19 protein-coding genes are annotated in these 19,005 nt (G+C 66.2%); all 19 read right to left on the bottom strand.

Annotation, left to right across the window (positions count from 1 at the left end):
* Nucleotides 1-8 precede the first annotated feature (8 nt).
* Nucleotides 9-2,492: a hypothetical protein gene (locus IB269_RS20575; protein ID WP_192368128.1), complete on the bottom strand. Its 2,484-nt coding sequence runs from the start codon at nt 2,490-2,492 to the stop codon at nt 9-11.
* Nucleotides 2,493-2,618: 126 nt separating this feature from the next.
* Nucleotides 2,619-3,671, bottom strand: coding sequence for a hypothetical protein (locus IB269_RS20580; RefSeq protein WP_192368129.1), 1,053 nt, complete (start codon nt 3,669-3,671; stop codon nt 2,619-2,621).
* Nucleotides 3,668-4,426, bottom strand: coding sequence for a phosphoadenosine phosphosulfate reductase family protein (locus IB269_RS20585; RefSeq protein WP_192368130.1), 759 nt, complete (start codon nt 4,424-4,426; stop codon nt 3,668-3,670). Before IB269_RS20585 ends, IB269_RS20580 begins: the two co-directional genes overlap by 4 nt.
* Nucleotides 4,426-5,292: a hypothetical protein gene (locus IB269_RS20590; RefSeq protein WP_192368131.1), complete on the bottom strand. Its 867-nt coding sequence runs from the start codon at nt 5,290-5,292 to the stop codon at nt 4,426-4,428. Before IB269_RS20590 ends, IB269_RS20585 begins: the two co-directional genes overlap by 1 nt.
* Complete coding sequence (locus tag IB269_RS20595; protein WP_148078911.1) at nt 5,270-5,680, bottom strand: N-acetyltransferase; 411 nt, start codon at nt 5,678-5,680, stop codon at nt 5,270-5,272. Before IB269_RS20595 ends, IB269_RS20590 begins: the two co-directional genes overlap by 23 nt.
* A gap of 29 nt (nt 5,681-5,709) precedes the next feature.
* On the bottom strand, nt 5,710-5,880 hold the full coding sequence (locus IB269_RS20600) for a phage tail assembly chaperone (protein ID WP_192368132.1): 171 nt from the start codon (nt 5,878-5,880) through the stop codon (nt 5,710-5,712).
* A 245-nt stretch (nt 5,881-6,125) separates the two neighbouring features.
* Complete coding sequence (locus IB269_RS20605; protein WP_123691994.1) at nt 6,126-8,048, bottom strand: DUF1983 domain-containing protein; 1,923 nt, start codon at nt 8,046-8,048, stop codon at nt 6,126-6,128.
* Nucleotides 8,045-10,624, bottom strand: coding sequence for a hypothetical protein (locus IB269_RS20610; RefSeq protein ID WP_192368133.1), 2,580 nt, complete (start codon nt 10,622-10,624; stop codon nt 8,045-8,047). The genes IB269_RS20605 and IB269_RS20610 overlap by 4 nt, the downstream gene beginning before the upstream one ends.
* A 43-nt stretch (nt 10,625-10,667) precedes the next feature.
* Nucleotides 10,668-10,838, bottom strand: coding sequence for a hypothetical protein (locus IB269_RS20615; RefSeq protein ID WP_192368134.1), 171 nt, complete (start codon nt 10,836-10,838; stop codon nt 10,668-10,670).
* Between the two features lie 266 nt (nt 10,839-11,104).
* Entirely contained in the window at nt 11,105-12,949 is a 1,845-nt protein-coding gene (locus tag IB269_RS20620; RefSeq protein ID WP_192368135.1) for a hypothetical protein, read from the bottom strand.
* A gap of 2 nt (nt 12,950-12,951) precedes the next feature.
* Nucleotides 12,952-13,998 carry a hypothetical protein gene (locus IB269_RS20625; protein WP_192368136.1) on the bottom strand — a complete coding sequence of 349 codons (1,047 nt, stop codon included), beginning with the start codon at nt 13,996-13,998 and terminating at the stop codon, nt 12,952-12,954.
* Between the two features lie 3 nt (nt 13,999-14,001).
* Entirely contained in the window at nt 14,002-14,418 is a 417-nt protein-coding gene (locus IB269_RS20630; protein WP_180317230.1) for a hypothetical protein, read from the bottom strand.
* Nucleotides 14,419-14,487: 69 nt separating this feature from the next.
* Nucleotides 14,488-15,120, bottom strand: a complete 633-nt coding sequence (locus IB269_RS20635) for a DUF6682 family protein (protein WP_013803288.1) — start codon at nt 15,118-15,120, stop codon at nt 14,488-14,490.
* Nucleotides 15,111-15,707 carry a hypothetical protein gene (locus tag IB269_RS20640; protein ID WP_174549427.1) on the bottom strand — a complete coding sequence of 199 codons (597 nt, stop codon included), beginning with the start codon at nt 15,705-15,707 and terminating at the stop codon, nt 15,111-15,113. The genes IB269_RS20635 and IB269_RS20640 overlap by 10 nt, the downstream gene beginning before the upstream one ends.
* A gap of 28 nt (nt 15,708-15,735) precedes the next feature.
* Nucleotides 15,736-16,119: a hypothetical protein gene (locus IB269_RS20645; RefSeq protein ID WP_192368137.1), complete on the bottom strand. Its 384-nt coding sequence runs from the start codon at nt 16,117-16,119 to the stop codon at nt 15,736-15,738.
* 87 nt (nt 16,120-16,206) lie between these two features.
* Nucleotides 16,207-16,656 carry a hypothetical protein gene (locus IB269_RS20650; RefSeq protein ID WP_013803291.1) on the bottom strand — a complete coding sequence of 150 codons (450 nt, stop codon included), beginning with the start codon at nt 16,654-16,656 and terminating at the stop codon, nt 16,207-16,209.
* 26 nt (nt 16,657-16,682) lie between these two features.
* Nucleotides 16,683-17,798 (bottom strand): N4-gp56 family major capsid protein, encoded by a 1,116-nt coding sequence (locus IB269_RS20655; protein ID WP_013803292.1) that lies wholly within the window; start codon nt 17,796-17,798, stop codon nt 16,683-16,685.
* Nucleotides 17,799-17,858: 60 nt separating this feature from the next.
* Entirely contained in the window at nt 17,859-18,065 is a 207-nt protein-coding gene (locus tag IB269_RS20660; protein ID WP_192368138.1) for a hypothetical protein, read from the bottom strand.
* 8 nt (nt 18,066-18,073) lie between these two features.
* A complete protein-coding gene (locus IB269_RS20665) occupies nt 18,074-19,003 on the bottom strand; it encodes a hypothetical protein (protein WP_192368139.1) in 930 nt (309 codons plus the stop codon).
* Between the last annotated feature and the right edge of the window lie 2 nt (nt 19,004-19,005).

The following is a 19,005-nucleotide window of genomic DNA, read 5'->3' on the forward strand; positions in this document are numbered from 1 at the left end:
GCCCCGCGTCACTGCCTGGAGCCCACATCGCCGGACTCGCCCTGGTCCATGCCGGTGCGGGCCTGCGCGTCCACCCTCTGCCGCTGCGCATCGGCTTCGGCGCGTGGCGCAGCGACGGCGGCGGGCAGACCGTTGCCAGCAGGCTGCCCGCCCCGCCGCACCCAATCGCGGGCAGGCAGGATGAAGTCCTCGATGATCCTTGCGTCGGACATCGCCATGGGCCTGATGGACGGCAGTTGAGCCCGCAGCCGCGAGCGGACCGCCTCGACTGCCTTTCGAACGAACCCCGCCTGCGGCGACTGCTCGGCCATGGCCGCCAGCACATCCTGGGCGGCGGCACGCCGACCCTCCCGACCCTCGGCCAGTCCGTGCTCCTGGGCCTTCTCACGCACATCGCGCGGGCGCGCTGCGACGATCTGGTCGAGCACGGCATCCATCCCTTCGCCAAACGCCCCCTGAAGACCATGCTGGCCTAGCGCCTGCCGGTATACGACCCGCGCAACCTGGGCCGGCGTATGGCTTGCATTGGCAAGCAGGTGGAGCTGACCATCGGCATAGAAACCGCGCGGCCCCTGCGTGCCGCCATCGGCCCCCGGTTCCCGGCCGGCATCACGCATTGCCTGCGCCAGGCGGGGCTCCTTCAGGTCGAACATGACGCGCACCGGAGGTCCCTTGGCCCATGAGGCACTAATGGCATCAGCCACCTCTTTCACGTTGCCCATGGAGGCATCAGGCTCCGGGCTTGCACTCTTGTCTGCATCCTGGCGCGAAGCTGGCTGCGCCGCAGCAGGCGCTGTATCGGGTGCCGAGGCGCCATCGCCCGCACCGACCTTCACTGCAGCTGGCAACGCGGCGGGCAGTTCTCCATCCGGATGGGGCCGTTGCGCCGCAGCGGCAGGCGGCCCGGAGGAGTCCTGTGCACCAGAAGCCTCATCCGCAGTAGGCTCCCCACTCCGCCGCACACCCGGGGCAGGTTGCATGGATGCCTTCTCGCTGCCCGGCACAGGGGCGCTGCCTTCAGCGGCGGGGCGGGCGGCCGCATTCTCGTCGCCCGGCGCACGGACCGGGGCATCATCCACGGGCGCGGTACGGCCGGCCGAGGCGTCCTTGCGTGCAGCCTGCACGGCTTTCCAATCGTCCTGCAGCAATTCCCAGGCAGGTGTACCCCTGCGCAGCCTGCCGATGTTCTCGCCGCGCTCGGACACGAACTGCAGCCAATTGCGGGCCTGCACCGTAGCTGGATCGAAGGCCGGCGCATCGCCACTAGCAAAGGCATCGGCCGGCACTGGCCCGCGTTGCCTGGCGCCTTGCAGCTTGGCGTCGCCATCGGCTCCACGACCGGATGCTGCAGGTACCGTGCTGACAGCCTTGTCCATCTTGGCAGGACCTGCGGAGATTTCCATGACAGCCGGGCCTGCGTCCACAGGTACCGGCGATCCGGGCCGCGACGGGCTTGCAGATTCCGGGCTGGTGATGGGCAGCGCTGCATCGCCCTCACTACCCGCCTTGCCCCCTTGGGCCCGGCTGCGCCTGGCGGCGATGGCAGCGACGCCCGCAGGCGGCAGGCCGCTGACAGCGGCCTCCACCGCCGTGCGTCCGACATTGCGCGACAACGGTCGCCCATCGACCTCCCCAGCCTGGTGGTTTGTCGCCATCTGGGGCAGTACGTCATCGAGCTGCTTGCCCAGCATCGCCGATGCCAGTGCTCCGGTCACGGCATGTCCCCTGCCCGCCAGAGCACGCTCGATGTGGCGCTTGCCAGGCAGCAAGCCGGTCAAGCTGCCTATGGCAGCAGGCAACACCGACTTGCCGATGGCGATCCGTACCGCCTCGTCTTCCGGAACGTTTTGCTTGCGCAGCGTGTCGCGGATCTCTTCGAAGGCTTTTGCACGGGCGCCTCCCGCATTCATCAGTGCCTCCGTGGCACCTGCCATGGTGGTGCCGGCCGCAGCCGCCAGGGCAGTGCTTCCTCCTGCGGCCAGCGTGGCAATCTGCCCCACCCTCGACGCGCCAAGGCCCGGGAGCACACTGGGCAGATTCGTGAAGATGAAGCGCGAGATCAGTACGGGGTCCGAGCTGTAGGCCCGCGCTGCCGCGATGGATTGTTCGATGATCGAATCCTGGTCCGCCGCGCTGATCACCTTTTCGGCTTCGGCCAGCTTGCGCTGCATCACGGGGCTTTGTGCCTTGCGCCAATGCTCGCCATTGCTGCGGAAAAAATCCGCAACACCGGATGAGGGCGAAAAGAGGTTGAAAACGCTGCCCAAGGTTGTATTCACCCCTTCAGCGCTTTGCACGCCGGCATCCGCGATCGCCTCACCCCAGCTGCGCTCCTGCGGCTGTGCAGGCGGTTGGGCAGGCACGGGCCGGTAGCGTGCGCCGGCACCGATGCCGGTCACATCCAGCCCGTCCAGCAATTCGAATGCCTCTGGCTCGTAGGCCCGGCTGCTCGGCTGGTCCAGCCTTTCGCGCTTGTACTTCTTGCTGCTCATCTGATCCCCTTTTGGCAAGAAGCACAGACTGGCAGGCTTGGCACGGCAGGCAGCGGCACCCGGGCTCCTGAAACGGCAAGGCCCGCTGAAGCGGGCCTTGGCCTGGGTTGCAGAATCAGCGCCGCGCTACCTGGAAGCGCCATACGGCAAGCCGCTCGGGACGGTTTCTCGGCTCGGACGCAAGCTGCGTTGGAACTCGCCCTGGGAATACTGGTACAGCGCCGCCGGACTGGCCATGGACTTGAGAAGTCCAAGAGCCTCGCCACTGTCCTTAAGAGTGACTGGCGCCGCCTCCCGGCCATTCAGGTCTGTGCGCTTGATCTGCAAAGCCCCGCCCTGTCCCGCCTCGATGCCGGAAATTTTGTAGCCACTGGGAACATAGCGGTTGTAGAGCTCCATCAGCGGGGCATAGTCGCCCACCGCCAGGCCAGCAGCGGCCTTGTCAGATGCCTCCTGACGCCTTTTTGTATCCATCTGGATTTTGATGTGCGACTGCGCCATCAAATCCTGGGTAGCCTGGTCCGCAGCCTTGAGATGCCCAGCCTGTGTCAGCGCCGCTATACGGCGCTGACTATGGGCAAGGTGGTCGTCCATCGTCGCTTCGCGTGACTTGCCGCTCTGGTCAATCAACGATGCCTGGAACTGCTTTCGTTGCTCGCCCTCGATGCGCCCCACTTCGTCATCCTGCTGCCATTGCTTCATTTCTCTAGCCTGGCGTTTGAGATCGTGCGCCCCCAGCGTGAGCTGTTGGCGCATCTGCAGGCCGCGCTCTGGGTCGGTACGGCCGATCACGTCGGCCATGGCCAGCATGCGCGTGCTGTCCTGCTGCTCGCGGCTCATCGACCCCGCCGAGCGCTCGCCCATGAAGTCGGTCACCCCCTGCATGGCGATGGTCTTGGTGTCGCCCGCATCGTTGCGCGCGACATAGGCCTTCTGCGCGCCGTCAAAGTCGATCTTGTAGCCGTTGGCGGCCAAGCCTTCCAGCTCCTTGCCCTGGTCGGCGGTGTAGCCCGTGGACTCAACGGCTGTGGCACTGGCAATGCCTTTCAACGCCTCTTTCTGCGCGGCCTGGTCGCGCGCATCGTTCATTTGCTGACCGGCGCGATAGGCATCGGCAATGCCCCGCGTAAATTGCTGGCCCTGTGCCAGGCCCGCAGCGAAACCACTTCCCAAATTCATTGTTCGCACTCCTTCAATTCGCTGTCCAACTCCTGCACCCGGCGCGCCAGTTCGGCGCGAATGGTCTGCAGATTCACTCGGTACTGCCCCACTTTGTCGGGGTGCAGCTGCTTGAGATAGGCGGCCTTGCCGTCGTCCCACCATGCGCTGCAGTGCAGGCACTCAGGCGCGCTGATGGCGCGGAAGGTGTCGTAGACGGCATTGCGCGGGGCGCCCACCTCCTGCAGGAACTGGAACACCTGGTCATGGCTCCAGTACAGCAGCGGCAGCAAAACCTCGTAGGCATCGCCTGGGCCGCGCACCGGCACCTGGCCGGTATCGGCCAGCTTGGTCCCGCGAATCACCACCTCGATGCCATCGGCCAGCATGCGCTGGTGCATGGGCTGCATCAGGTTGGCCACGCAGCAGTCCATGCGGCCCACCAGCGGCGTGTCGCTCATGCCGTAGGCCTGGCCGATCCAGCTCGATTGCGCCGTGGTCACGTCACTGGGGATGCCATGGGCCGCTTTCCAGGCGAGCACGTCCGTCTGCACGGTACGCAGATCTGGAACCCACGCGCGCACCTGGTCCACAACCGCGCTTGTTTCCGGGATGGTGTCACCCGTGGACAGCCAGTAGACCGGCAGGCCCTGCTCCACCAGTGGATGCAGCAGGTACAGGCATGCCAGCGAGTCCTTGCCCCCACTGAACTGCAGCGCAGCGCGCCGGCCGGCAATCGCCTGGCCCACGCTGTCGGCAATGTCTGCGGCCCGCATCAGAAGAACATGGCCGCAGCAGACAGGCCCGCGCCCACGATGGCCCCCGTTCCGGCGCCGCTGGTGGCCTGGGACTGCTGATAGGCCTGGGACTGCTGCCCCCACATGTTGGCCGCGCTGTTGCCGGCATTGCCCGCCATGCCCGCCGCCTGCCCGTAGCCGGAGTTCAGGCCGGCCAGGCCGGTGTTGGCGATGTTCTGGCCCGAGGCGCCGTAGCCGGCCGTGGCCGCCGTCGTCTGCATGCCCATGGCAGGATAGCCGGCCAAGGCATTCGAGGCCCGGTCCGTCAGCGCCCGCCCTTCCGCACGCGCAGCGGTTCGGGCCGAGTTCTTGCCTGTCGCTGTGGCCAGCGCTTCACCGGCGGCCAGCGCATTGGACGCGGCACCATACTTTCCATCAGCGGGGTTGATGCCCATGCGGGCCATCTCTGCGCCCTGCGTGCGCTTGGCACTTTCGTAGGCGTTCGAGACATCCGCAGCCGCTTGGCCCGCCAGTTCCTCGCGCTTGCCCTCCGTGTCGAAGGTGCGCGCATCCTCGATCATGGTGTCTTGCAGGCCCGTCAGCTTGTCGCGGCGCCCCAGTGCATAGTCGCGGTCGGACTGCGACTGCTCCCACGCGGTGCGGGAGGAGTCCAGCGCGAACTGCGTTTGCTCCTTCTGCAACGGCGCCATGTCGTTCGCGTTGCCGATGATCTGCTGGATCATGTCGTCCTGGATGCCCAGGTTCTTCACCTGCGCTTCCACCAGTCGCGGATCGGGTGCTGGGGTCGAGGCGCCGCCACCCTCCAACGTCATGCCGCCCCCGGGCCGAGGTCGGAATGCCTGCTCGGGCAGGAAATCAAATTCAGTGCTGTGCCAGCGTGTCATGTTTCAGCTTTCCTCTCCAAAGGGTGCAGACCACCACATCGCCGCCGTCGCGCGCTGCGCCTGCCAGCACCGCTTCCTCCACGGCGCCCAGCCGGTGGGCCAGTGCACGCAGCCTGGTGTTGGAAGCGAGCACGTAGCCGCGCAGCGCATCGACCGCGCACACAGCGAACGGGTAGTCAAGAAACGCGCGCAGGAAGCGGCGCGATAGCGGGGCGTCGATGGCCACATGCGCCCACACCGTGCGGCCGTTGTGCTGCTCGAAGACGGCCCCGGCCACCAGCACCCCGCCGCGCTTCCAGCCAATGCCAACAGCGCCCTCGGTGCTCAACAGGCCAGGGATGCGCATGCGCAGGAAGACGTAGATGGCGAGCGTGTCGTAGTCCAGCATGCTTGCCAGAGTGGCAGGCTTGGCACGCATCAGGCCGGCGGCGTGGGCCACACGATGGTGAGCGGGTGCGGCTGGTCGGTGATGTCGCGCAGGGCTTGGCGGTAGGTCCGCCACTCGGGCTCCAGGCGCCGGCCCTCTTCCTGCGCCCGGGTGACACGCCAGTCGCAGGCGGCGATCCGCCGGTCGCGGTCTGCACGCACGCTCACCCACGCCGCAGCTTCATTCAGCGTCCAGGTGCCCGAATTCGACAGCACATGGAACGGGGAAGGAGCCGGTGCGGCCACGCGCACCTGGTGCCCATCAAAAAACAGCGGAGCAGCTACGGGAACATCACTACCCAGGCGCAGCACTTGCCCGCCTGGTGGCGACGGTATGGCGGATAACGGTGCATTGGTACTTCCGCGACCGACTACGAGGCCGGACACCCCTATCTGGACATAGTGATTCACCGATTTCCTCCCGTAGCCATGATGTTGGCCGAATACACCTCTATGGAACTCACTGGATCAAGGTTCCTCGCCATCAAGCGATAGGTCAGATCGCCACCAGGAGGCCGAGCGTCAAAAGCCCCGGCATAGGCCACAGTGCGGTAGCCATTGCGCATGGAGGTCCCCGTGTAGCGCATGCCATTGCCGTCGCGGACGATGGTCAGACCCAAGCCCGCATCTCCAGACTGCGGCATGGCGTTCGCAAACGCCACGATTGCCACGCCCGTCCCACCGCTCGACATCCGCACGGTGCATTGGCATATTTCAACCTCGACGCCCGGAGAAATGACAATCTCGCGGGGCAACTCGCCTTGGGCCATGGCTGTGACTGAGCCGCCCGCGATCTGCAGCGTGCCAATGGCCGCCTGCCCGATATAGGCCGTACCAATGGCCGCCGTGTCCATGAACACCCCGATGTTGTTGGACGTGATGCGCTGCAGCCGGTTGATGAAGTCGCTGGTGTTCATCGTCGTGCCGTCCGGGAACGCCACGGTGTCGCCGATGCGGGCCTTGTCCTTGGTGGCCAGCGGCCCCAGGCCGCTGACCTGGGCGGCCTTGAGATTGCGCAGCCATTGCGCGTCCAGGCCGTTGGCGTCCAGGATGACGTTGCCGGCGTTGTCGCGCACGGTGAGGCCGCGCGTGTCCACCTTGCGTGCCGCCACGGTGCCGTCCACCAGCAGGTCGCCATTGAGCACGGCCGCCGGGATCAGCCAGGCCGCGCCCATCCAGTGCCGAGTCTGCGTGAAGCCGGCGCCGTTGCTGATGGTCACGGCATCGCCCACGATCAGGTGGTTGGTGCTGGGTGCGCTGCCGCTGTTGCCCAGGGCCTGCCAGACAGCCTGGCGCGCGGTGGCATCGCTCCAGAAGCTGCCGCTGGCCGACAGCAGCACCGAGCCGCGCAGCCCGTCCATGAGCTTCTTGCCCAGCCCGTCGATGCGCATGTTTCCCTTGAGGTAGACGTTGCGCTGCAGGTAGATGCCGTCGCCATCGACGCCGAACACCACGTCCTCGGGCCGCGGCGTGCTCATCTGGCCCGCGTTGTAGCTGGGGGAGACGATGGCGAACTTGTCCGCCATGATGATGAAGGCGCTGGAGGTCTTGCCATTGACCTCCTCGGCCGCGATGCCGTAGCCGGCAAGGGCCCCGCCCGCCTGCACCTTGAGCGTGTACTGCGCGCGCAGGCCCTCGCTGTAGCCGGCCAGCACCGTCATCTCCTGCTCCAGCATGGCGCGGCCCGGCTTGCCGTCCTGGTAGTAGTTGCCCAGGGACGCCTGCAGCTGCAGCACGTTGGTGGCCATGGCCCGCTGGCCGTCAGCGAACGCCGCCTGCGTGGCGCGCAGGCCTGCGCTGGCGTTGCGCAGGCTGGCAGTGACCTCGCGCACGGCCATGGCCAGGCTGCGCTCGTTGCTCTGCACCACGGTCTGCAGCTCGCGCACCTCGGCGCCGCGCTGGGCGGCCTCGTCGGCGATGGAGCGCAGCAGCTCGTCGCGGATCTCCTGCGCCAGGTGGTCGAAGCGGCTGGGGTCGTCCAGGGTCTTGGCCAGGCTCTTGAACAGGCGCGATTCGATGATGGATTGGGCGAAGCGCTCCACGGCCACCGTGGCCGACAGCCCGCCGCCCAGGTCGATGACGATCTCGCCCTCGCCGGGCGTCTTGTCGGTGGCCAGCAGCTGGGTGACGCCCTGCACCGAGCCCTGCAGGGCCACCAGCTCGCGCAGGGTCACGCCGCGCTCGAACTCGTTGCCCCGGGCGCCGGAGCGCACTTCCAGGTGCTCGGTCACGGCCTGCATCCAGTTGGACAGGGCCTTGTCCTGGACATTGACCCGGGCCAGGGCCGGCAGGCGGGCCGCGCCCGTGTCGATTTTCTTGCGGTTGGTCATACGCTGCGCAGCTCCTCGGTGGTCGAGCACAGCACCACGCTGGTGACGCGGGCCGCGCCCTCGATCTCCACCTGGTGCTCCAGCCAGCGCCCGGGCGGCAGGCGCTGCGGCTGCAGGTCGGTGAACTGGGCCGTGTGCTGCAGCTGGCCGTCGCCCCACAGGCGCAGGGTGATCGGGTGCTGGGCGTCCTGCAGGCCGTAGACCTTGGCCCAGGCCAGCGGCAGCTGCTGGCCCTGGGTGGCCAGGCCTGTGCGCCAGCGCGCCGTGCGCAGGGCATCGCCCGTGAAGCATTCCAGGATGTCCTGGCCGCGCGCCAGGTACATGAGGTCGTTGAAGCGGTCCACCCAGACCGCCGTCACACCCGCGCCGCCCAGGTCGGTATGGCCCAGCTTGGCCCCGTCCTGAGCACTGAACGCCAGGCAGCCACCACCCGCGCCGGCGTAGAACAGGTAGTAGACGCCCTCATGCTCGGCCGCGAACATGCTGGCCGGCTGCATGCGTTGCCAGTCCTGGCGCGCGATCAGCTGCCGCGTGACCACCTGCACGCCGCCCGGGCTGGCCAGGCACAGGCCATCTGGCGAGGCATAGAGCACGCCGCCCTGCACGGGCACGATGGAGCGACGTGCGCTGCAGGACTGGTTGCTGTCGAGCTTGATGGCCGACATCTGCGCCGAGTGCGCGCCCGTCACGAAGTACGGATTGCCGGCCGTGCCCACGAACAGGGTCTGGTCGAACACGGCCATGCCCACGATGGGCCACTCGGTCGTGACCTGGTAGTCCACGGGCCAGGCGTAGGGCACGTAGGGCTCGCAGAAGGCCACGGTGTTGTCGATGAAACCGGCCATGATGCCGTTGGGCATCCCCGTGAGCCCGCGCAGGTAGGGGTTGGCGCCCACGCTGGGCTTGTTGTCGCCCTCGTACTGGCTGTCCATGCGATACGGGGGCGCGGCCCAGGTGAACTGCGGCTGCAGACTGTCCAGCTCCTCGCCCTTCTTGTCATCGAGGAAGCTGGCCACGGAGATCTGCAGCTCCTGCACCAGCTGCCAGGCCGCCGCCGCGGCCGAGGCGTTGCTGCGGTAGATGCGCCACTTCACGACGTGGCGCGCGGCATGCTGCTCGCCCGTCATGGCCTGGGGCCGCTGGATGGTCACGGTGTCGTTCTGGTCCACCTCCAGCATCTCGGAGATGGGCGACGGCTCGGACTCCTCGCCCCAGTCGGTCACGAAGGCCACAACGTAGAAGCGCGAGTCCACCACGCGCTCCACAGTCTTGCCCGCCAGGTCGGCCACGCCGCCCAGCTGGTCCAGCCAGGTGCCGATCACGGCCGTGTCGCCCGTGGCCGCGATGTACTGGCTGGCCAGCTGGGTCTGGATGCTGGACACCAGGGTGGCGCAGCGCTGCTGGATTTCCACCAGGCGCGCGTTGAAGCTGCTGGCCTGGGCCGAAGCATCCGACTTGCTGTCGGTGTAGGCATCCTGTGCCTTGAAGAAGTTTTCCAGCTTGAGCCGGTACTGCACCCAGTCGGGGTGCTCGATGGCGTTGTTGTCCGCGTCAAAGTGGTACTGGGCCACGCTGGGCTCAGTCGGCTTGGTGGGCGCCGTGCCCGCGCCGGCCCACGACTTGCTCAGGGCCAGGTCCGCGAATTCCTTGAGCAGCTTGTCCAGCTCGCTGCGCCAGTTGGCGCACTTGGTGCCCGGGGCCACGGCCTCCTCCACCAGGTCGGCCAGCTTGGCGGCCTGGTCGGCCGTGAGCACGGTTTCACCGGAGCGCTCGCCGGCCGTGTCCGGAAACTCATGCTGCTGCAGCGCCTCCACCAGCGCGGGCCTGCGGAAGGGATAGCTGTAGGGCATGGCCGCCACCGGCACGGCCCAGCCGCTGCCCGTGCTGATGGCGCCGAGCCGCGTGGTGTCCATTTCGCAGGCCTTGGCGCGAGCGGCCGACACCACGGCATAGAGATTCCCAGCCCAGGCGCCGGCCCCTACGGCGGTGGACAGGGACAGCCCGTAGTTGGATGTGGCGCCGGCATAAGCCTTGCCATTGGCATCCCAGCGGATCGCCTCCTGGTGGCCCTCGTGCTGGATCACCGTGGCCAGCAGGTCCGCGCGCACCAGTTCGGCGAAGTCGCCATACAGCCAGGTCTTGGCCTCCTCAGTGGTGAACTCGTCCACTACCTGCAGCGTGACCGTGGGCTTGACCGGGCGCACCACGCCCAGCAGCCGGTCGTTGCCCCGCACGTCCAGCGCACGCGGCGCCGCGCTGCCGTCGTTGGTGGTCTGGTATGTGCGCTCGGTGGCCTCGTCGTTGATCTGGCCCTTGACGAGGGACAGCTCATGCACCCAGGAGCGGATGGGCGCGGCCGGGTTCTGTACCACGGCGCCGCTGGCATCGCGCGCAAAGCGGTGCAGCGTGCAGGTGCCGGCTAGGCACGCCGAGTGGCGCCGGTCCGTGGCCAGCGGCCAGAACTCGGAGCTGGGCAAAAAGAGATTGAAGTGCTCCCGGGCGAAGTTGGCGCCCAGCGCGCGGTCGGACACGCTGGGCGCCTCGCCCGGGAATGCGGACAGCTTGTAGGTGGTCATGGCCCGCTACAGTGTCAGGCTTGGCACCAGTGCGGACAGGCCGCTACAGCACGATGGCCGCCGCCGCGATGAACAGCTCATCGAGCTGCTGCTGGCTCAGGCCCAGCGCCACGGCGACACGCGCGAGGAACGGGCTGCTGCGCTCCCAGGTCACGGTGTCGTTCAAAGCGACCTCGGCCAGCAGCTGCTCGTTGGGATCTTCGATGCCGGCCATGAAGGCCTGCACCTGCTGCCACAGACCCGCCTGGATCAGCGCCGCCTTTCCCTGGGCTCGGGTGATGGTCTGAGGTACAGGTACAGGCGCAACGTCCGCCGGGTCTGGAGTATTACCGCCTGCGAGCCACGCAACGTACTCCAAATAATCAGGGTTGACGTTCGGAAATCCTGGAATGCTGCTTGTCGGAATAGTCGATACAGTTCCGTCATTGTTTCGACGGAATACGACTTTATCAGTCGAAAGTTTATATTTCTTCGAACTCGTCATGCAAATACACCCCCGCTATCTAGAACACCGGCACCAGCACCGGGGACTGCCGATGGCCCAGCCCCACCCGCATTAATACACGAGTTCCCAGCACAGAAATATTTACCCCCTGCACCGCCAACGGCTCCAGTGACCGTATTGTTAACCCACAAAATAAGAGAGAGCGACAACGCAGAAAGAAAATAGTTACTGCACACCGCATTCACCAATGTAATGATTTGACCTTGACTATAAATTCTCCCTGAAACGGTGGCATAAAAAGCATAAGAAAAACTGCCAACTATTTTCACATTGCCTAGAGTAATATTCCCGTTATTGGAAGAATACAGCAACACATAAGGGGCTGCCCCGCTTCCGCCCAGTGTGACGTTGCTGACGTCAACCAAAGCGTTATGGTCAGCTATGACAAGATAAGCGTTGGAGTTCCCCACAGCCGCAATTAACGATAAATTCCTTATCGTTACACGGCATGTCCCAACGGAAAAGGCTGAGGTACCATTGACCGCCTCGATATTCGTAACGCCGCCGCCAGCACCTTCAAATATGAAGTTTCCCCCGAATGATGAGGATGCGCCTACGTACACACCAGAAAAGTTACCGGGTCCAATTTTGATTTGTACGGTTACGTTTGATCTGTCAATTAGGTTTGCTGTATATACCGCTTGCGCCAGGGTTTTAAATGCCCCTTGTGGGCTATCTTGCGTCCCGGAGTTTGAATCACTCCCATCAGCACGCACATAATATGTGAGTCCCGCCAAAGCATATTGACGAACCCCCAAATTTCTGCGCGCAGCGTCAACCGTAGTGGCTCCGGTACCACCGCTGACAATTGGTTGAACTCCGAAGGCACTCTGCAACCGCCATGGACCAAAGCCTAATGCGCCCATTTTGCGACGCTCCATGACCGGGCTCTCTTCGGTCAATAGCCTCGTAATCTGATAGTGATAGCCGGCCGACGTATGCGTACGTGTCTCGACGTAGCACCACATTTCCGGCGCCCATGGGCTATTCTTGAAGTTGAACCCGTCATAAATTCGGTTTTCATCAGGCAGAAGATTCAAGTCTGTGCCGGCAGGAAGCAAGACGGGCTTCGAGGTCAGCGCATCAGTGATGCCGTAGCCCGTGGTCGTGGTGGGCTTGCCGGTGAGGTTGGCGAACTGCTTGGCCGCGTCCAGCGCTGCCTGCAGCCCGGCCACGGTTTCCATGGCCTGCGTACCAGTGTGCGTGCCCCGGTCCCGCAGTTGCGCGTCGGTCGCGTTCTTGGTGGCACCCGTCGCCACGCCGCTGAGCTTTGCCGCAGCCTCGTCGCTGAAATCGTTGGCGCTCAGCCCCTTGCCTGGCACCTTGTCCACCTTGCCCTGCAGATCCGCCGCCGTGGCCATGGGCTGGGCAAACGTGGGGTTCGGGTACTGGCCAGCCAGCACGCCGCCGGCCGCGCCGGTGGGTGCACGCGGATTCGACATGCGCTCATCCGTGGTCTGCACCACCTCGCGCATACCCCCCGCCGTCATGCGCATCTCCAGCAGGTCGCCCGAGTTGTAGGCACGGGGCGCCGTGCCTTCCTGGCCACGCAGCACCGTGAGCCTGCATTCACCGATCACCGAGTTGTCCACGGCGGTGACGCGCAGGATCTCGTAATCGGTTTCGAGCGATCCGCTGCGCTTGTAGGCCGTGAGCACGTACCAGCCGCCGGCGGGAGGATTCAGCAGCGTGCCAGCGGCGCCATCGGACACACGCAGCACGCCGTAGTCGAGTTCGCTGGCCGGGGCGCCTGTCTGCGGCGCCGCGCGCACGTCGGCGATGAACTGGGTTTGGAAGTTGTTCAGGAACAGCTGCGGCATTTCTATTTTTCCTTGATGGGCACGATCAGCTCCACCTCTTTCGTGCGGCCGTCGTTGGTCGTGGCGGCAACGCTGATCTGGTACTTCTGGCCGCTGGCCCCGCCCGCATAGATCCAGACCTTCACGCGCTGGCCCACGAAGGCAAAGGACGGCGGCATGGGCATGGCCGGCTGCACCTTGAGCTGCACGGAAACAATCTCGTCGCCGGGCGGAAACCAGTCGGCGAACTCGATGTCGTAGTCCTGCGTGTCTGCAGGCTGCATGGGGGAAGTGCGGAACATGCTTTGCCCCTGGTCGGTGACGTAGAAGGTGGTCATTCCTGCGGGCACGAGGAAGGTGCGTGATTCGGGCGCCTGCTCATCGAAGGGCAGGCGCTTGTGAACGGCCGGATCGATCTCGATGAAGGCCACGCCCTGGGCCTGCAGCGGCGCGCGCACCAGGCGCTGCCCACGGGCCGTGATCGCAGCCTTGGCCTGGACCAGCGCGGCCAGACGCGCCTCGACCCGCCCCTGCGTGACGACAAAGGCCTGGCCCTTGCCGTCCACAGGCGAACGCAGCCAGCGGCGCACGTAGATGCGGCCATCGGCAGTGCCACGGGCGGTGGGCGTTGATTGCACGGGGCCACGGCGCAGCAGTCGCGCCTGGGGCTTGAAGCTGGCACGCGCGGTCGCGTCCACCCCAATGCGGGCCTGCACATGGGCCGTGACCGTGGCGCTCGCCCGGGCCGTTGCCGCGACGCGCCCGCGCACGGGCGGCAGCGTAACCTTGACGATGGCGCGGCCCGTGGCTGCCAGCAGGCTGCGCACATGGACCCGGCCCAGCACGCCCTCGACAGCTGCGCGCGCCACGGAATCGGCCGAGAGCTTGGCATGCACGCGGCCCAGCGGGCCGGTCAGCGCAGCGGCCGGAGCCGAGTGGACCACCGCATAGGCGAGCACTCTGCCACCGGCACGCACACGGGCATAGCCCTTGGCGTCCACGCGGATGCGCACCACGGGATCGGAGGCCCGCCCGTTCAGCGCGAAGCCATTGAGTGCTCCCCTGTTCATGGCTTACAGCAGCTGCAGCGTGAAGTCGCCTGTCAGGGCTTGGCTGTCCACCAGGAACACGTCGTTGATCTGCAGCGTGCGCGGCGTGGGCAACTGCTCGGAATACATGAGCGTGGCCGTGCCATCGGTGGCCGAGTCGCCTTCCATGATTCCGATGTGCGTGACCGTGACCTGGGCGCCCGTGACGGGCGGAAACTCCGCACGCACGGCGTTGTAGGTGGCGCCGTTGTTGGGCGCGGCAAAGGCGCCCGTGGCCACGCGCTGGTACCACGGTGCTGCCACCTCGGTGCCGGCGGTGAAGGCGTCGGTGGGGTCCGCCGTGAACAGGGCGAAGAAGGTGTTGCGGATGGCCGGGAAGGCCTGCTTGCGCAGCGTGGCGCTGATGATCGCGTTGGCGAGGGATGTGCTGAAACCAGCCATGATGGCTCCTATGGCTTCGAGCACTCCAGCGCCCCGATTGAAGATACCCGCCAGGATGGCAGGCTTGGTTCACTTCTGGGCCACGGCCGTGGTGGCCGCAGCCTGGGCCTGAATGCCCAGCACCTCGTTGTAGAGGGCACGGTGCGCCGCCGCGATGGTGGCGTTGCCGCCGAACTCGGCATCGATGGACCAGGCACGGAACAGCACGAAGTGCCGCAGGGCGTCCATCCAGCGCTCAGGAACCGAGGTCGTGCCGTTTTCGTCGGCCAAGTCCACAGCCGCGACACCCACCATGGCGCGCACCTTAGTGCCGGCGGCCACGGGCGGATAGACCAGGAATTCCTGCGGCGTGCCCAGGTCGTGCATGTAGTGCTGCACTTCGCGGCCCGGAGAGCCCGAGCGCCAGGCGCCGGCCACGGCGTCCAGCACCCACAGGTCGGTCTTGGTGATGCGCCGCTGCGTGGCGTTGGCGTTGTTCGTGATGTCGATCAACGTGAGCATGTCGGCCGGCAGCTCCTGCCGCCACCCGGCGGCCAGCACCAGTTCGCGCGGCTGGGCCATCTGGTCGGGCCGCTGCTCGGCAAAGGCGCGCTGCGCCGCGTTGAACCAGTCCAGCAGATCCACGCGGGTCCAGCGGATGTGCCCTTTGTCCTGCAGGTCGCGCGCTGCATCGTCCAGCAGCTGGGCCACGGTCAAAGCCATGATGCCCTCCCCCGCGAGCCGCGGCTGGTGTTGGAGCGCCACACGTCGGCTGTGGCGTCATCCATGGCGCGCTGGAAGAACGCCAGGGCCACGCCGGCCTGGTCGGGCTTGTAGTAGTCCGTGCCCTCGGTGGCCAGCAGCTCGGCCTTGGCGCCCTCGCGGATCGCCTCATGGTAGAGCGAGGCAACCTCGTCGGGCACGCTGTTGCCGCGCAGGGACGGCATCAGCGAGGCGTAGACCTGCAGCCGGCCCGCGCTGCCCGTGCGCACAGTGAATTCGCGCAGGTTGGTCGTGACCAGGTAGAGCTTGCCGCGCAGCTCGTGCTGCCAGGGATCGGCCGGAAGGTCGCGCGCCTTCGCCACCTCCAGCGGGCGCCCAGCCAGCGTGGCGCGCTCCAAGCGCAGCAGCTCTGCGCCCTGGGGCAGCTCGAAGGTGTATTCGGCGAAGGCCTCGCCAGTCACGTCCGTGGGCTCCAGCCATTCCTGCCAGGCGCGCGTTGCCTTGAGAAAGGTGCGCGCGGCGCGGTTCAACGCCAGGTGAATGAGCGGTACCGGCGCCTTGGGGGCAGCCAGTACCAGCTCAGGCATCCAGTTCTCCCAGCTGGCCATGGTGCGATCAGCCGGTCACGTTGGAGGAGCGGGCAGCGCGGCGCACGCGGCCGGTCGGCGCGGAGTCGGACTCCTGGGGCATGCCGGTGCCGCCGTCCAGATCGTCCTCATCATCCGGGCCCACGCCGGGCGAGAAGGTGCCGCGCGAGGATGGAGCCTTGCCGTCCAGGGCCGCGCGGCGGGCTTCGCGCTCGGCGGCCAGGCGCTGGAATTTCTGCTCGGCGTCGAACTCCTCCTCGGTCTGGAAGTTGCCGGCGCGCAGGTGGTCGGCATGAGCCTCGTTCTCGACCTCGCAGGCCAGCGGTTTGCCCTCGAAAACATAGGTGGCGCCCTTGATGCGCACGATCAGGGTTCCGTCCTTGCGCGCGGGCAGCGAAGTGAACAGCTTCATGGTGATGGTTCTCCGGGGTTAAAAAAGCCCCGGCGGCCAATGCCACCGGGGAAAGCCCCTTGCGGGGGCGCACACATGAGCGCGCTGTCAGGCGTTCGTGTAGATCAGGTCCAGCGTGAACAGGCCGGCAGCCGTGCCTGCGCCCGAAACCTTGAGGATGATGCGTCGGTCTTCATCCTTGGTTGCGAGTTTGGCGAAGGCCGCTGGCACGAGGTGCGCGTAACCACCGGCTGCACCCACATCGTTGTCCGTCACCCAGGCGCCGCCGCCGTCGTCGGCCGCTGTGCTGATGTCGCCAGCCGCATCCGCCAGGCCAATGGAGGCCTTGAAGCCCGCGCCCAGGGCAGCAGGCACGCGGATGTACAGCGACACGGGCAGCATGCCGGCGGGCAGGATGCCGATGACGCCACGGGTACCCACTGCGTGGTCTGCCACTGCCAGGGGCTGGCCGAAGCGCGAGCGCACCAGCTCGGAGCCGCCGGGGGTGATGGGTGCCTGATGGCCTGCGGCCACGGCACTGAGTTGCTTGAAAGCCATGAATGACTCCTTTCGTTCGGTGGGGATCAGCGCGAAGCAGCGGCCGTGTCGATGCCGTAGACGCCGTGGTCCTGCTTCTCGCCCTCGATCTCGAAGACCGACTTCTTGACGCCGAAGATGGACGACGTGGTGATCACGACCTGGTTGCCGTTGTCGCGGGTTTCCTCATGCCAGCCGTAGCGCATGCCCGTGCCCGGCGAGCCGAACGCCATCACGCCGGCCTGCGCACCCATGAACAGCGCGCGCGCCGTCTCCAGGTCGCCCGTGGCGCCGTGGGTGTTGTGGCGAATCACGTTGCGGTGCGAGTGCAGCACCACGTTGCGGTACATGCCCAGCGCACTCTTGAACAGCGGGGACTTGAAGCCCACGGCCGCAGCCGCGGCCTTTTGCAGTTCCAGCCAGCCGCCCGTGCCGGTTTCCTTGCGCAGGTCGTCTTCCTGGAAGGTGTGCATGACCATGACGAACACCTCCTCGCCATCGACCACGCAGGGCTGCATGACGGGGATGTTGGTGGCGCCGCCGCCTTGGCTGTCTGCGCGAACGCGGGCACGGTCCACCACGGCCAGCGACATCTTGTCGGTGGCATCCAGGTTGGCCACCGCCGTGGCATCGCCGCCGAACAGGTGCTGGTTGGGCGTGGGCGCCGTCAGCGGGTTTTTGGCACGGCCCTGGTAGCCCAGCGGCAGGATGAAGTTGGCATTGACGCCGCGCGAGCCCGACAGGTAGGTGAATGTCAGTTCGTCCTGGAAGCGGCCCCACCAGTTGGCCTGCTGCTGCTTGGCGCGCATGCGCAGATCGTGCAGCGTGCGCTTGCGCGACATGCGGCCACCGGTATTGACGCCGCCGCGCGCCTGGTCGATGTACAGCTCATCGGTATAGAAACGCTGCCCTTCTTCCTTGCCCTCCAGCACATCGTCGCCCTCGACGGGTGCCATGCGCAGCTCGGCCAGCAGGTCATAGCTGACCAGGTCACCAGCTTCGGATTCCAGATCCGTCAGCAGTTGGATTGGCGTCTTGGCGCCCTGGCCCACGGCCGCGAAGCGCTTGCCGAAGTACGAGGCTTGAGAGACATCGAGAGCCAGGTCGCCGGAAAAGCGCTTGACCGCGCGGGGGCTGTTCACGCCCACCACTGTTTTGCCCATAGGAGTGCTCCTGTGTGGTAGCGAGCACTCCAGCGCCCCGGTTGAAAAATGGTTCAGCCCTCAAGATGGCAGGCTTGGTACGGGCCGCGAGGCAGCTGCGATCTTTCGCACGCAGGTATCCGGCGCCGCCGCGATCACCATGCGCGCGGCCTGCCCCTTCTTGTATTCCAGCTGGATGCGAACGCCGCCCACCTCCAGCACATCCCCCGTGCGCAACTCGATGAAGATGCGGCGCACGCCGGGCGTCGATGCTGCAGCCTGTGCCATGGGGCCCTTCACACCGAGCGCAGGAACTGCGCACGCTTTTCTTCGGACAGGCGGCCCAGCGCGCGCTCGTAGTCCAGGCCGGTGAGCTTGTCCAGCTCGGCGAACTCGTCGCCCGCGGGGTCGGCATCGCCTGCGCCGCCGGGCACGTCGGCCAGGTTGGTGACTATGTCGGACGGATCGGCCCGGCGCCGCATGTCCACGGACTTTTTGGTGGTGGGGATTCCATGCAGGGCCAGAACACGCCTGTGCGCTTCCTCCAGAAACCAGCGAAAAGGCCTGTGCTGGTTGGCGGGAGCTGCCCCAAGTGCCTTGACGAAAGCGTCCAGGTCAGCCTGTTTTTCCAAGTCCGCGTGGTAGTTCACGCGACCCAGCTCAGGCATTTTTGCAGCGTCATCCAGGAACGTGTGGATGGAGTGGGTCCATGCATCCATTTCAGACTGCTGGCGCATTTCCGCAGAGACAGTGGCACGCGTTTTCACATCGCGTAGCTGGTCACGCTCATCTTGCAGCCTGTCCAGTTCAGCCTCCATTTCCGAGTGGTCCAGATCACCGTCGTTGAACCTGCGGCGGACTTCGGCCATGGCAGATTTGTTGGCCCAGACCTGGTCCTGGTAATCCAAGGGCAGATCCACCCTGTAGCCAGATGGCAACGGCTTAGAGGATCCCCCGGCGCCGTGGCGTTCGGCATTGTGGTCCGTTTCGGGCGAATGGCTCGTTGGCGCTTCCGCCCCGGCTTTCAGCGTGGATGCTGGCGCGTCATCACTGTCACGGCCATCGGCTTGCCCCATTGGTTCATCTTCGGGGCTCCCATAGAGACTGCCACGGCCCAACGCAGCAAGTGCTGCCGCATTGTCCTCGCTGGGGTCATAGTCGTCTTCCTGCAACGTGGCGCGCTCGGCTTCGGACAGAAGGCGCAGTTGGTCGTCTTGATTGGTCATGG

Source organism: Delftia sp. DLF01 (assembly GCF_014852125.1).
Taxonomy (GTDB): domain Bacteria; phylum Pseudomonadota; class Gammaproteobacteria; order Burkholderiales; family Burkholderiaceae_C; genus Comamonas; species Comamonas acidovorans.